Raw genomic sequence first — 13,691 nt, 5'->3', positions numbered from 1 at the left:
CTGTAAAAGGCCAGATCCGCCCGACGGCCCAGCGTGATGCTGCCGATATCGTCGCGGCCAAGCAGCTTTGCCGAGCCAGCGGTTCCCCAGCGAAGCGCGTCGATATGGGTGACGGCTTCAGCGCCGTAGCTGAGGCGGTTCAGCATCAGTGCATGGCGCACGCTTTCCATCAGATTGGAATTATCGTTGGAGGCCGAACCGTCGACGCCGAGACCGACCGGCGCGCCTGCTGCTTCCAGCTCGCATGTGCGGCACATACCAGAAGCAAGCACCATGTTCGAGGTCGGGCAATGACAGATGCCGACGCCGTGCCGGCCAAGCTCGGCGATCTCGGCATCATCGAAATGGATGCCGTGGGCAAGCCAGGTGCGGGCATTCAGCCAGTTGCAACGGTCGAGATATTCCACCGGCGTGCAAGCAAATTTGCTGCGGCAATATTCTGCTTCCGTCTTGGTCTCGACCAGATGGGTGTGGAGTCGGCAATCATAGCGTTCAGCCAGTGCTGCTGTTTCGCGCATCAGCTCCAGYGTGACGTCGAAGGGCGCGCAGGGTGCCAGCGCCACCTGCACCATCGCCCCTTCGAAGCGGTCGTGATAACGCCGAAGCACACGCTCGCTGTCGGCGAGGATCACGTCGTCGTCCTGCACGACATTGGCGGGCGAAATGACACCCTGCTGGTCTTTGATGTTGAGACTGCCTCGCGTCAGCGTGATGCGCATGCCGAGGCGAGCTGCCTCCTCGGCCTCGACATCCATCGCGTCTTCGAGGCCGGCGGCGTAGAGATAGTGGTGGTCGGAGGTGGTGGTGCAGCCGGAAAGCAGAAGCTCGGTCAATGCGAGACGGACGGCAAGACGGAAGGCTTCGGGCGTCATGTGTTTTGCCCAGATCGGATAGAGCGCGCGGATCCATGGCCACAGCGACTTGTTGATCGCAGCCGGATGGGCGCGCGTCAGGGTCTGGAACATATGATGATGGGCGTTGACGAGACCCGGAATGACGACGTGCCGGCCGGCGTCGAAGCGCGCATCGACGGAGTCTGCGGGCTGCCGTCCAGCCGTGACCAGTTCAACGATACGGCCATTCTCGACGACGATGCCGCCCCCAGCGCCCTCGGCCATGATGGCGAGCGGTGATTGAATCCAGAGACGACCCTTCATCGGTGGTTCTCCCATGCGCACTGCATTGACGGAAAAAATCAGACGATCAGCCGGCCACCACGGGCGATGATGGCGCCCCCGCGGAAGACGGTACGATCGAGAGGACGGGCAGCGACGGCCTCTGCCAGCGACGCGGCAGGCAAGATGTTAAAATCGGCGGGCGAGCCGGCCTGAAAGGAGCCGACGGGGCGGCCGAGGATCTCGGCCGGCGCCTGGGTTGCCAGGCGGAAGGCCGCTGCCAGATCCTCATCCGAACGAAGATCCTGGCGATCGCAGAGAATGCCGACACGCTCCAGCATATCGCCATTGCCGAAGGGCGACCAAGCGTCGCGGATATTGTCGTTGGCACAGAAGCACCGGACGCCGGCGGCGGCAAGCCGCTTGACTGGCGGCATGGGCACGGGTCCTGGGGCGCTGGTCATGATCGCTACGCCCGACCTGGCGAGTACTGCGGCGGTGCGGCCGAAATCGGCATCCCCCAACTCGCCGAGGCAGAAGGCGTGGCTGACGACCACTTTTCCTTCGAGACCGAGCGCTACCGTGCGGTCGGCGATCTGCCGCAGCTCGAAAGCGCCGAGCGCGCCGCCGTCATGTAGATGGATATCAAGCCCGACGCCGTATTTGCCGGCGACGGCGAAGATCGCATCGAGATGGCCGGTCACGTCGTTATCGATGCCGGCAGGATCAAGGCCGCCGACGAGATCGGCGCCGGCGGCGATCGCCGCATCGAGCAGCCCTGCGGTGCCGGGATCGCGGAGCACGCCGGATTGCGGGAACGCAACGGTCTGGATATCGACGAGATGACCATGGCTCTGCTTCAGCGAGAGCACGGCCTCCAGACCCTTCAGGCCAACTTCGGTATCGATATCGACGTGGCTGCGCACGGAGAGCGTTCCATAGGCTGCGAGCCTCTCCAGCAGGGCGCCGCCGCGGGCTTCGACCGATAAAGACACCGTGCGCCGCAGGGATTTTTCCGCCTCGATGCGCTTGGCGACGGTATCGCCGGGGATATGCGGGATGAAAGGCAGTCCGATCAGGGTCTTGTCGAGATGAATATGACCGTCAACGAAAGGATGGCAAAGCAGGCCGCCGGCAGCATCAAACCGCGGCACCGCGGTGTCGATGCCGGCCGCCGCATTCGGACCGATCGCGGCGATCCGGTCATTGGYCAGAATGAGCGAGACGATCGCGCCGGCTTCGGTCCTGGCATTTTCGATTACGAGGCTCGGCGTCATCAATCCTTCCATCATCCGCTATGCGATCAGCCCAACCCTGCACGCCGCAACGACGCGATAGAGGGGATCCTTCCAAACCTCTTCCTCCTGCAAGGCGGAAAAAACCAGGCTGACATCGTGTTCGTCGTCCGAAGCGATCGCTGCGCGTTTGATCTCTGCCCAGACGGGCGCCTCTCGACTGCGCATTTCTTCCAGCGCCTCGGCGGTGGGAAGTTCTGGAAAGCCGATCTTCGGCACCAGCGAGGCAATCACCTGCCAGAAGGCGCGGTAAAAGGGCTCGGCATTTTCCAGGTGCAGAGAGACGAGGCGCAGCCAATGCAGGCCAGTGACGGAATGGAGTGCGGAGAAATCCATGGTTCCGGCGAAGAGCGCAAGCGAAGTCGCGGCCATGCGGCGCGGCGTAGCTGCGCCGAAAGCCAGGCGATCGATAACAGGACGGAAGCCCGGAAGGGCAGCGACAGCGCGGATATTATGCCAGAGCAGATCCGTTTCCGGCGCATAATCGCGGATGCCTTCGATATTGCTGACATCGGCAAGCACCCTTCCAGGATCGTCGGTATCGGGAGCGGTGCCGGTCGCGGGGGGAAGCGGCAGATAACAGGCCCCCCAATAGCCAAGCGCGGTGCCGACCTCCTCGTTGTCCTTTTTGAGGACACCATAAGCAAGACGCATCAGCGGATGCATGGCGCTGCCGGCAAGGCCGTTCACCATGGCAGGCAGGTAGGTTCGGATAACGGCATCAATGCCGAGCCGGTGGGTTTCGCCGATGAAGAAGGCGCGGTAATCCGTCTCGCGGGTGCGGTCGCCAAGCGCCTCGGCCCAGGCTGCCCTGATAATCGGAGCAACCGGCGGCGGCATCGGCTGAAGCTTGTGGCTGTCGCGATACTGCTCGTACCACTGATCCAGCCGTTCCGGCGAGGCACCGAGGCGATCAAGCGCGATCAGCACCATTGGAACATGGTTGGCGAGGAGGTAAGGAAATTCGACACTGTCCTCGCGCGCGCGCGAAAGGATGGTCTCCAGTCCGGAAAATTGAACGGCGGCGGCCTGTCTCATGCCAAAACCTCTCTTGATGTCGTGACGTCATCGTCTATGCCAGGATCGAAATGCGGTTCGTCATAGGCGGCCAATGCTTCAAGATACCGGTTGGAGTCCTCGATGAACAGCGCTTTCACCAGGGCACCGACGATGCGCGGCACGCCGTATTTGAGACCAGTGACGCCATTGCTGATGGGGCCGAGGCTCGCCAGCGCGCCGGCATTGAACATATGGATGCGCGAGACCCAGCCGGCTTCAGCGTGTCTCGGCATAAGTTCGAAACCAGGACCGAGATAGGGATGGTCGGCAAGCATGGCATTCTCTTCTCCCTGCGGCGGCTGGAAACGGTCCTTCCAAAGTGCTGCGGCCTCGGTAAGGCTGGCAAGCTCGGGCCTGAGCGCGAAATTAATCTCGTAACCGGTGCCCAGCAGAAGGTGATCGGCGTGGAAGATGTCATTTGCGGTCGTCAGCCTGATCTTGCCGCCGTCCATCGAGAGTTCGCCGACGCCACAGCCGAGTTGCATGGTAAAGCCAGGGTGGCGGCAGGCTCGGTCATACTGCTCCTGCGTCGGCGGCACCTTGAAATTGAAGTAGAGGTGGGCGAAGCGCCAGCGCTCCAGATCAGGCAGGTCGGCGAAATGGCCGAGGAAGCCGGGGAAGTTTGTCCAGGCGAGAACCTCCGTGCGCGGCAGATCGGCGCTCCGCGCAAACATGGTCACCTTTCTGGCTCCTGTCTCCAGGGCCGCCACCGCCCAGTCGAAGCTCGACGTGCCGCCGCCAAGGATTGCGACATCCCTACCTTCGAGGAAATCGATCGAGATCGGCTCATTGCTATGCGTCCAGGTGGATTTCGGCAGCGTCTTGACCATCGCGGGTATGCGCGGACCGCCGCAGCCGTCGATGCCGGTCGCCATCACCAGATGGCGGCAGGTGATCGTACGGCTGGTGCCGTCACCCTTTGTCAGCGTGAGAGCAAGTTCGCCCCCCGCCGGATTTATCGAGGAAAGCATCGTGCCGTTTTCGACGTCGATACCGACAGTCCTTCGAAACCAGACGAGATAGTTCATCCAGTCCTGGCGGCTGATCTTGTCGAGCGCCTCCCAGGCCTCCGTGCCGTTCAGCGCTTCATACCAGGAACGCAGCGTCAGGCTGGGGATGCCGAGATCCGGGCCTGAGAGATATTTCGGCGACCGCAGCGTCTGCATGCGGGCGCAGGTCACCCACGGACCTTCGCGACCTTCCTCGCTCTGATCGATAAGATGGACCGAGCGGATGCCGCGCCGCTTCAAAGCAAAAGCAATCGACAGCCCGGAGAAGCCGGCACCGCAGATGACGATGGAATGGAAATCGTCTCTGTCCTCGCCGCCGAGCGCCGGCCAGTCTGCGCCGAGCGCTTCGATGCGCGCCATTTCATCATGTGCGCGGCATTCCAGCTCTTTCAGTCGCTCGTCCGGCGTGGTCGTCATCGATGGGCAGCTCGTGCGCAGTGGATAGGACAGTAAAGCAATCGTCACTCCCTGCTATTTTTTAAGCAACGCGCATAAAATATGGACATTTATGCGCGAATATGTTTTATTTTGTGATTTTTAATGTTTACAATTTTTTGTCAAGTGCGCTTGAGTGCGATTTTGTTTGATGTATAGTGCCCCGGCCAATCAAAATAAGGGGAGCAAAAATGAAATCGCTCAGCAGTCTCACACAGAAATTGGCGATCGTAGGCCTCGTCTCGGTCGTTTTTGCCGGCTCAGCCATCGGTGCCGACAAGAAGTATGGCGGCATCACCCTCACGCTTGCTTCGCAGAACGACCAGTTTGCCGCGGTCCTGGCGGCCCTTGCTCCGAAATTCGCCGAGGAGACGGGCGCGACCGTCAAGGTCGACATTCTCGACTATGGCTCGCTGCTCACCAAGACGACGACCGATTTCGTCGGCGGCACCGGCGGCTACGATCTCGTTACCATGGATATCGTCTGGTCCGGCCAGTATGCCGAGAACAACTATACGGTCGACCTCACCGACTGGATGAAGCGCGATGCTGCCGAACTGCAGCTCGACGACATCTACCCGACGCTTCTCAATGCGCTCGGCCATTGGGGTGACAAGCAAGTCGCTTTCCCCTTCGCCGGTTATGCCAACGTGCTCGCCTATCGCAAGGATCTGTTTGACGCCGCCGGCCTGAAGGCGCCGACGACGATGGAAGAGTTGGTCGAGGCCGCCTACAAGCTGACCGATCCGGCCAAGAAGACCTACGGCTTCGTCGCCAACGGCCAGAAGGGCCCGGCGGTCGCGCAGGACTGGATGCAGTACAATACCGAAATGGGCGGATCGATCCTCGGCTCGGATGGCAAGCCGGCGCTGAATTCCGAAGCCAATATCAAGAGCCTGACCGTCTACAAGGACCTCTTTATGAAGGCGGCACCTCCCGGCGCCGTTGATTACGACTGGGGCGGACGCGAGGAAAGCTTCCGCCAGGGCATTGCCGCGACCATGCAGACATGGTCGGTCGGCGCGCCCGGCTACTATGATCCGTCGATTTCCAAGATCGTCGACAAGGTAGCGATCACGACGGCGCCGCGCGGCGCCGGCCTGCCGAAGCTCTACGGCATAGGCGGTTGGGGCATGGCGATCAACGCCGGCATCAAGGACACGCAGAAGGAAGCCGCCTGGGCTTTCATCAAGTGGCTGGTTAGCCCGCCGGTGCACAAGGAATTCAACATGATGGGCGCCGGCAGCTTCCTGCGCAAGAGCGAGATGACCGATCCTGATCTTCTGAATAAGTTCCCCTTCCTGCCCGTCATCGCCGAAACCTTCGAGCATGGCGACGGCGAATATCGTCCACGCATCCCGCAATATCCGGAGATTCAGGACCTGCTCGGCACAGCCGTCAACGACGTGCTCGTCGGCAATGCCGATCCTAAGAAGGCGCTCGATGCCGCTCAGGAAGCCGCCGCAAAGCTGTTCTGAGAACAAAACGGTTTCCTCCCCGGGGCCGCAACCTACGTCGCGGCCCCGCCATTTCCAGACCATTGATCCGATGCGCCTCAGGCTTCATGATCGGGTGAGCCGCGGGCTTGATCCCGGTAGCGCGCATCGAACCAGGAACCTGATGGACATGACGTGACCCTATCCCTCACTTCCGCGCTGAAGCCCACCCCGGCCTTCAGCGTTTCCTATCTGGAGCGCAGGCGGTTGTTCTTCATCCTGATGACACTGCCGGCCGTCATCTACGTGCTGGTCATCGGCGTCTGGCCGCTGGCGCAGGGCATCTGGTTCAGCCTCTACGAATATAATTTGCTCAAGCCGGCGCGGACGCATTTCGTCGGCCTCGGCAATTATATCGATCTTCTCTCCGACACGGTGACGCGCGGGGCCTTCGTCAACACTGTCATCTTCACGGTCGGCGCTGTGACTGTCGAATTGCTGCTCGGCTTTGCCATAGCGCTGGCGCTCTGGCGCGATGATCGCTTCAACCGGATCTGCTTGGCGCTGATCCTCATTCCAGTAACGATCACGCCGCTTGTGGTCGGACTGATCTTCCGGGCGCTGTTGCTCGCCGACTACGGACTCGTCGGCTACTATCTTGCCGAGTTCGGGATTTCCAATCCGCGTGGGCTTTTCGCCAATGCGAACTCGGCGCTAGCAACCCTTATCTTCGTCGACATCTGGGAATGGACGCCACTCGTGGCGCTGATCCTGCTCGCCGGCCTGAAGGCATTGCCGGGCGATATTCTCGAGGCATCGGAAGTGGATGGAGCGACAGCGTTGCAGCGTCTGAGGATCATCGTCATTCCGCTCATGCTGCCTTCGATCCTGCTGGCGCTGACGCTGCGCACCATCGATGCCTTTCGCATCTTCGACAGCGTCTACGTGACGACAGGCGGCGGGCCGGGCAATGCAACCAACACGCTGATGCTGCATGCGGTAAAGCAGGGGCTTGAATTCTTCAATATCGGCCGCGCCTCGGCGATATCAAATCTGACGCTGATCTGCATCGCCGTGATCGCTGCAGGCTTCATCCTGTTGATCCGCAAGGCGGACAGAAAGGCGAACGGGCGATGAACGCACGTACTCTCAGCCGCATCGGCGAGCGCAGCTTCATCCTTGTCATGCTCGCCTTTTTCCTGCTGCCCTTCCTGTGGCTGGCATCGACCGCTTACAAACCATCGCGCGACATCTTCTCGATCCCGCCGAAACTGACCTTCACACCAACCTTCGAACAGTTCGCGACAGTTTTCCGCCTGTTCGATGTCTGGAGCCTCGTTTCGTCGAGCCTGCTGATTGCCGGCGGTTCCGTCATCCTGTCGCTGCTTCTCGGCGTGCCGGCAGGCTATGCGCTGGCACGCTCGACCAGCCGCTATGCCATTGCAGTTGCCTATTTCTTCATGGCGATCCRCATGGTGCCGGCCGTGGCGGCGCTGATCCCCTTCTATCTGATGATGCGCGATATCGGGCTGCTCGGCAGCTGGATTGCCGTCGTCCTCATCAACGCAATGCTGAATTCGGCCTTCGTCACCTGGATGATGTTTTCCTATTTCCGCAGCCTGCCGAAGGAGCTGGAAGAGGCGGCATTGACAGATGGATGTACGCTCTTCGGCGCCTTCTGGCGCGTGGCGCTGCCGGCGGTGCGCTCAGGCGTCGTCGCCTCTACACTGTTCTGCCTGATGTTTTCCTGGAACGACTTCCTCTATCCGATGTTTCTCACCCGGCTCGATTCCAAGCCGATCTCGGTGGCGCTGCTTTCAGCCTATGGAACGAAGGACATCACCTGGGGCACGCTCGGCGCGCTGGCGCATTTTTCGACGATCCCGATCGTGCTGATCGTGCTCTTCCTCAATCGTTATTTCGTGCAGGGCCTGACAAAAGGCATTCACTAAAGAGACGCTGCGCTCAAGCGCGGATCGCCGCTTCGGTCGCGGCATCGAAGACGTGGATCCGGGCGGGATCGGCGGCAAGCGACAGGCGCTCGCCGATCTTCACCCGGTTGGTGCCGTCAACGATGACGCGCAGCTGCGGGGCAGAGAGTGTCACGTCGTCCTCTTCGGCAGAGAGCGACTTCAACCGGTCGGCGGCTTCGACATCGACGTGGACGAGCAGGTTGGCGCCGAGATCCTCAATGAAGGCGACGGACCCGGCCAAACCACCGGCATCGACCGGCCGGAAGGCTTCCGGGCGGATACCGAGCACGACGGCACGTCCGGCGGCGGAGGCGATGCGCGGCCGCTCGGCAAGCACCTCGCCCGAGAAAAGGATGGATGCCTGGCCGAAGCGGGCCTCGGGGCCGTTTTCCGTCACGAAGAGATCGGCCGCCAGAAGGTTCATCGCCGGCGAGCCCATGAAGCTTGCGACGAAGAGATTGGCCGGCTGATCATAGAGGCTGCGCGGCGTACCGAGCTGCTGAAGGACGCCGCTCCTCATGACGGCGACACGATCACCCATGGTCATCGCTTCGACCTGGTCGTGGGTGACATAGACCGTCGTTATACCCGACATCTTCTGCATGCGGGCGATTTCTGCGCGCATTTGGCCGCGCAGGCGGGCATCGAGATTGGAAAGCGGCTCATCCATCAGGAAGGCCTGGGGGCTGCGGGCCAACGCCCGGCCCATGGCGACGCGCTGGCGTTGGCCGCCGGAGAGTTGGGCGGGCTTGCGGGCGAGATAGTCCTCGAGCTCCAGGAGCTTCGCCRTCTCCTGCACYTTGCGGGCGATGTCGGCCTTGTCGAGGCCGCGAACGCGAAGGCCGAAGCCGATATTCTCGGCCACCGTCAGATGCGGGTAAAGCGCGTAGGATTGGAAGACCATGGCAATATCGCGGTCGCGCGGGGCAAGATCGTTGACGACGGCGCCGTTGATCGTCAGGCGGCCATCGGTGATCTCCTCGAGGCCCGCGATCATGCGCAGCGCCGTCGACTTGCCGCAGCCGGAGGGGCCAACCAGGACCAGGAATTCGCCGTCGCGGATGGTCATGTTCAGGTTGCGGATCGCCGCATAACCATCGCCATAGCTCTTGCTGATCTGGTCGAAGACGATTTCAGCCATGCTCTTTCCTTGCTGAACGGGAGGCCTGTTGCAGCTCCTGGACGGGTCAGGTCGTGTAGACGCCGCCGGTGACGTTGACGCCCTGCCCGGTCATGAAGCGGGCCGAATTCGAGCAGAGGAAAACGACAACATCGGCCACATCTTCAGGCGTTTCCAGCCGGCCGAGCGGCGTCTGGGCGATATAATCTGCCACGACGCGTTCGGGCGTTACGCCGCGCAGGGTCGCCTCCCAGGCGATCTCGCGCTCCTGCATGCCAGTCTTGACGAAACCGGGGCAGACGGCATTGACGCGGATGCCCGAAGCCGCAAGCTCGCGGGCGAGCGCCTGCGTCCAGCCGAGCACGGCGAACTTGCTGGCGGAATAATGGGCCAGCAGCGGCGCGCCGATTTTTGCGGCGAGCGAGGCGGTATTGACGATGACGCCGGTACCGATGCTCGTAAAACGGCGCGCGGCAACCTGGTTGGTCAGGAAGATGCCGCGAATGTTGACGTCGAAATTATAGTCCCATTCCTCGTCGGTCAGTTCCAGCGCATGCTGCATCGTGGAGACACCGGCATTAGCGCAGAGGATCTCGTAACCGCCGGTCCTCTCGACAACCTCGGAAAAGGTCGCCTCGACTGAGGCTCGCTTGCGAACGTCGATCGCATAGGCAGTTGCGCCGTTGCCGATCTCGGCCGCCGTCTGTTCGGCGGCAGCCAGGTTGATGTCGCAGATCGCCACCTGGATCGACTGGCGGGAGAGCGCGGTCGCGATCGCGCGCCCTATCCCTGTCGCTCCGCCGGTTACAATCGCACGCTTGCCGGATAGTTCTGGAAAGCTCGGTGACCGCATGCCCGCCCTCATCGAATGGAAACATCCCCGATCATATATCAACAAAATCATACACAACAAGAGAAATTTATGTTTGAATTTGTTCGACTCATTCGATACATAGAGGGCAACAATCAGTTCGTAGCCACGGGTTGCGACGGCGGGAGGATCAGAACGGTATCATGGACGCGGAACAGCAGATGGTCGCCGCAGCGGAAAAACCGAAGGTTCTGGCCCAGGTGCGGCATGCGCGCATCCTGGAGACACTGGCGCGCAAAGGCGCGGTCTCCGTCAGTGACGTCGCCTCCCAGCTTGCCGTTTCCGAAATGACCGTCCGCCGCGACCTGATCGAGCTCGAAAAGGACGGCAGGCTGGTGCGCACCCATGGCGGCGCAGTGCGCAGCGGCAAGGCCTTCGAGCCGATCGCCAACGAGGCTGTCGACCGCGAAGAACCGACTTTCGAATCCCGACTGACGCGCAATGCCGCCTCGAAGCGAACCATCGCGATGGCAGCCGCAGGCGTTGCTGCCGGCGCGCGAACCCTGGCGCTCGACGTCGGCACCACGACCTATCTGCTCTCCGGCCTGCTGCTCAACCAGCCGCATACGAAGATCTTCACCAACAGCGTGCGCAACGCGATGCAGCTCGGCGCCGGCTCTGGCGAGGTCTACCTGCCGGGCGGGCGCATGCGTGGCGAGGAAATGGCGATCAGTAGCCAGTCCGCCGTCTTGCAATTCGAGGAACTCTGGTTCGACATCGCCTTCGTCGGCGTGTCCGGGATCACGGCGCAGGGAATTTACGACTATTCCTTCGAAGACACCGACATGAAACGGGTCTATCTGCGCCGCGCGACACAGAAGGTGGTGCTTTGCGATTCCAGCAAATTCAAGCGCATGTCGCTGGTGCATATCGCGCCGCTGCAGCAATTCGACATGCTGATCACCGATGCCATGCCGCCGTCCGACCTTGCCGATGCGCTCGCCACTGCCGGCGTCGAGGTGCGCATCGCGCCCGAGCAGCAGCCACTGCTTTGATTGCCCTTTCGCATCCGATCTTCCAGCGGATGCCGTCCACTCGATTGCGCTTCAGGGAGTTTTCGCATGGTCTTCGACTTTTTCGGCGTCAAGAAGAAAGTGGTCATCGCCATGGCGCATATCGGCGCCCTGCCCGGCTCGCCCGCCTATGACGTCGCCGGCGGGCTGAATAAGCTCGTCGACGACGCGCTTTCCGATGTCGAGAAACTGCAAGCGGGCGGTGTCGACGCCATCATGTTTGGTAACGAGAACGACCGGCCCTACGTCTTCCAGGCGCCGCCGGAAGGACTGGCGGCGATGACCTCGATCGTCGAGCGGGTAAAGCCGCATCTGACCGTACCGTTCGGCGTCAACTATCTCTGGGATCCCTCGGCAAGCGTTGCGATCGGCGCGGTGACTGGCGCGAGCTTCGTTCGCGAGATCTTCACCGGCGTCTTTGCCTCCGACATGGGGATCTGGCAGCCCGATTGCGCCAAGGCGGCGCGGCTGCGGCGCAGTCTCGGCCGCGACGACATGAAGATGCTCTTCAACATCAACGCCGAATTTGCCCATTCGCTGGACCAGCGGCCGATTGAACTCAGAGCGAAGAGCGCAGTATTCTCGTCGCTCGCCGATGCCATCTTGGTTTCCGGGCCGCTGACTGGACAGGCAGTCGATCAATCAGACCTGAGACGTGTCTGCGAGACCGTCAAGGATGTCCCAGTCTTTGCCAATACCGGCGTGAACAAGGACAATGTGCGCGACATATTGAGCGTTGCCAGCGGTGTCATCATCGGCACACATTTCAAGGTGGACGGCAATACGTGGAACCCCGTCGACGGCGACCGTGTAAAGCGCTTCATGGAGACCGTCGAGACGCTGCGTTGAACAACGGAACCGCCATGTCCATCACGCTCGGCCTCGATATCGGCACCACCTCCACCATCGGCATCTTGATCGAGTTGCCGAACCGCGTGCTCGGGCTCACCTCACGGCCTTCGACGCTTCATTCACCGCAGCATGGCTGGGCCGAGGAAGACCCGGCGGAATGGTGGGCGAATGTCTGTGAGGTTACCAGGGAACTGCTTGCAACGAGTGGCATTGAGGCCGGACAAATCTCGGCCGTTGGCGTGACGGGCATGCTGCCGGCCGTCGTGCTGCTTGACGACGCCGGCCAAGTGCTGAGGGCCAGCATCCAGCAGAGCGACGGGCGTTGCGGCGAAGAAGTCGAGGAACTTAAGGGAGAGTGGGATGAGACGGATTTTCTCCGCCGGGCGGGAAACGGCATCAACCAGCAGCTGGTGACGGCAAAACTGCGCTGGATCGCCCGGCACGAGCCGATGGTCTTCGAGCGCATTGCCACCGTTATGGGGTCCTATGATTTCATCAACTGGAAGCTGACCGGCGTGCAGGCAATCGAACAGAACTGGGCGCTGGAAGCGGGCTTCGTCGATATTAATACCGGCAATCTCGACGACGAACTCATCGGGCTTGCCAGAATTCTGCGGGAGGCCATTCCTGGGAAGGCGGTATCGCATGAGGTGCTTGGCCATGTGACCGACGAAGCCGCCAAGGCGACGGGGCTTGCAGTTGGAACGCCTGTCATCGGCGGGGCAGCCGACATGATCGCGTCGGCTTTCGGCGCGGGGATCAATAAGGCCGGCGACGTGCTGCTGAAATTCGGGGGTGCAGTGGATGTTCTGACGGCGACCGATGTCGTGCGGCCCGATCCCCGTATGTTTCTCGATTATCATCTGGTTCCAGGGCTCTATATGCCGAACGGCTGCATGTCGACCGGCGGCTCGGGGCTCAACTGGTTTATCGGCACCTTCGCCAAATACGAGGAGATCGCGGCAAAGGCGGAGGGAATATCCGTGCACCGCTATCTCGACCGGTTGGCCGCGCAATGCGCGCCCGGCGCGGACGGGCTGACAATCCTGCCTTACTTCCTCGGCGAGAAGACACCGATTCACGACGCCGGCGCGCGCGGACTGATCGAGGGACTGACGCTGTCGCATCATATCGGCCATCTCTGGCGGGCGATGCTGGAAGCCTATGCCTATGCGCTGCGTCATCATATCGACGTCCTGAACGACATCGGTCACCCGACGACACGGTTCATCGTCTCCGACGGCGGATCGCAGAGCCGGATCTGGATGCAGATCGTTTCCGATGTGCTGCAGCAGCCGCTACAAGGTCTGACCGGCCATCCCGGCTCCTGCCTCGGCGTCGCCTGGGCAGCGGCGATCGGCGCCGGACTGACCGAGGACTGGTCCGGTGTAACCGCCTTTGTCAGCCAGGGTGAAAGTATCGTGCCCAATCCCGACAATGCGGCGGTTTATAACGAGGGCTATCGGACCTATCGTGCGCTTTACAGACCATAGACTCAGCGGAATTCGAGCG

12 protein-coding genes are annotated in these 13,691 nt (G+C 61.6%); 6 read left to right on the top strand and 6 right to left on the bottom strand.

Annotated elements, in window-relative coordinates; translation table 11 throughout:
- From AC1D1Z_RS27635 to AC1D1Z_RS27620, 4 genes are all read right to left on the bottom strand, one after another.
- The coding region (locus AC1D1Z_RS27635; RefSeq protein WP_477852189.1) for an 8-oxoguanine deaminase at positions 1-1,157 on the bottom strand (1,157 nt) is incomplete at its 3' end.
- Positions 1,158-1,195: 38 nt separating this feature from the next.
- On the bottom strand, positions 1,196-2,392 hold the full coding sequence (locus tag AC1D1Z_RS27630; RefSeq protein WP_477852188.1) for an amidohydrolase: 1,197 nt from the start codon (positions 2,390-2,392) through the stop codon (positions 1,196-1,198).
- A gap of 18 nt (positions 2,393-2,410) precedes the next feature.
- Positions 2,411-3,448, bottom strand: a complete 1,038-nt coding sequence (locus tag AC1D1Z_RS27625) for a questin oxidase family protein (RefSeq protein WP_131647018.1) — start codon at positions 3,446-3,448, stop codon at positions 2,411-2,413.
- Positions 3,445-4,896 (bottom strand): FAD-dependent oxidoreductase, encoded by a 1,452-nt coding sequence (locus AC1D1Z_RS27620; RefSeq protein WP_018449154.1) that lies wholly within the window; start codon positions 4,894-4,896, stop codon positions 3,445-3,447. Before AC1D1Z_RS27620 ends, AC1D1Z_RS27625 begins: the two co-directional genes overlap by 4 nt.
- A gap of 209 nt (positions 4,897-5,105) precedes the next feature.
- Here AC1D1Z_RS27620 and AC1D1Z_RS27615 point away from each other — a divergent pair, with 209 nt between their 5' ends.
- From AC1D1Z_RS27615 to AC1D1Z_RS27605, 3 genes are all read left to right on the top strand, one after another.
- A complete protein-coding gene (locus tag AC1D1Z_RS27615) occupies positions 5,106-6,392 on the top strand; it encodes an ABC transporter substrate-binding protein (protein ID WP_047620474.1) in 1,287 nt (428 codons plus the stop codon).
- Positions 6,393-6,545: 153 nt separating this feature from the next.
- A complete protein-coding gene (locus tag AC1D1Z_RS27610; protein ID WP_018246773.1) occupies positions 6,546-7,487 on the top strand; it encodes a carbohydrate ABC transporter permease in 942 nt (313 codons plus the stop codon).
- The gene (locus AC1D1Z_RS27605; RefSeq protein WP_477852186.1) at positions 7,484-8,302 is read left to right on the top strand and encodes a carbohydrate ABC transporter permease; all 819 of its coding nucleotides are present in this window, start codon (positions 7,484-7,486) and stop codon (positions 8,300-8,302) included. The genes AC1D1Z_RS27610 and AC1D1Z_RS27605 overlap by 4 nt, the downstream gene beginning before the upstream one ends.
- Before the next feature lie 13 nt (positions 8,303-8,315).
- Here AC1D1Z_RS27605 and AC1D1Z_RS27600 read toward each other — a convergent pair whose 3' ends face one another.
- Positions 8,316-9,464 (bottom strand): ABC transporter ATP-binding protein, encoded by a 1,149-nt coding sequence (locus tag AC1D1Z_RS27600; RefSeq protein ID WP_477852184.1) that lies wholly within the window; start codon positions 9,462-9,464, stop codon positions 8,316-8,318.
- Positions 9,465-9,510: 46 nt separating this feature from the next.
- Positions 9,511-10,296: an SDR family NAD(P)-dependent oxidoreductase gene (locus AC1D1Z_RS27595; protein WP_065277325.1), complete on the bottom strand. Its 786-nt coding sequence runs from the start codon at positions 10,294-10,296 to the stop codon at positions 9,511-9,513.
- A 161-nt stretch (positions 10,297-10,457) separates the two neighbouring features.
- Here AC1D1Z_RS27595 and AC1D1Z_RS27590 point away from each other — a divergent pair, with 161 nt between their 5' ends.
- The 3 genes from AC1D1Z_RS27590 (at position 10,458) to AC1D1Z_RS27580 (ending at position 13,672) form a co-directional block, all read left to right on the top strand.
- Positions 10,458-11,309 (top strand): DeoR/GlpR family DNA-binding transcription regulator, encoded by an 852-nt coding sequence (locus AC1D1Z_RS27590; protein ID WP_065277324.1) that lies wholly within the window; start codon positions 10,458-10,460, stop codon positions 11,307-11,309.
- Between the two features lie 66 nt (positions 11,310-11,375).
- The gene (locus AC1D1Z_RS27585; RefSeq protein ID WP_018449149.1) at positions 11,376-12,176 is read left to right on the top strand and encodes a BtpA/SgcQ family protein; all 801 of its coding nucleotides are present in this window, start codon (positions 11,376-11,378) and stop codon (positions 12,174-12,176) included.
- A gap of 14 nt (positions 12,177-12,190) precedes the next feature.
- Positions 12,191-13,672, top strand: a complete 1,482-nt coding sequence (locus AC1D1Z_RS27580) for an FGGY-family carbohydrate kinase (RefSeq protein WP_131647015.1) — start codon at positions 12,191-12,193, stop codon at positions 13,670-13,672.
- Positions 13,673-13,691 lie beyond the last annotated feature (19 nt).

This window comes from Rhizobium sp. P1_E1, from assembly GCF_056406015.1.
This window is presented reverse-complemented; position numbering and strand designations above follow the sequence as displayed.

What these genes read in the sequence shown, in the direction of transcription:
- AC1D1Z_RS27625 (WP_131647018.1), bottom strand. Translation starts at nt 3,448, where the DNA reads ATGAGACAGGCCGCCGCCGTTCAATTTTCCGGACTGGAGACCATCCTT.
- AC1D1Z_RS27620 (WP_018449154.1), bottom strand. Translation starts at nt 4,896, where the DNA reads ATGACGACCACGCCGGACGAGCGACTGAAAGAGCTGGAATGCCGCGCA.
- AC1D1Z_RS27615 (WP_047620474.1), top strand. Translation starts at nt 5,106, where the DNA reads ATGAAATCGCTCAGCAGTCTCACACAGAAATTGGCGATCGTAGGCCTC.
- AC1D1Z_RS27595 (WP_065277325.1), bottom strand. Translation starts at nt 10,296, where the DNA reads ATGCGGTCACCGAGCTTTCCAGAACTATCCGGCAAGCGTGCGATTGTA.
- AC1D1Z_RS27590 (WP_065277324.1), top strand. Translation starts at nt 10,458, where the DNA reads ATGGACGCGGAACAGCAGATGGTCGCCGCAGCGGAAAAACCGAAGGTT.
- AC1D1Z_RS27585 (WP_018449149.1), top strand. Translation starts at nt 11,376, where the DNA reads ATGGTCTTCGACTTTTTCGGCGTCAAGAAGAAAGTGGTCATCGCCATG.
- AC1D1Z_RS27580 (WP_131647015.1), top strand. Translation starts at nt 12,191, where the DNA reads ATGTCCATCACGCTCGGCCTCGATATCGGCACCACCTCCACCATCGGC.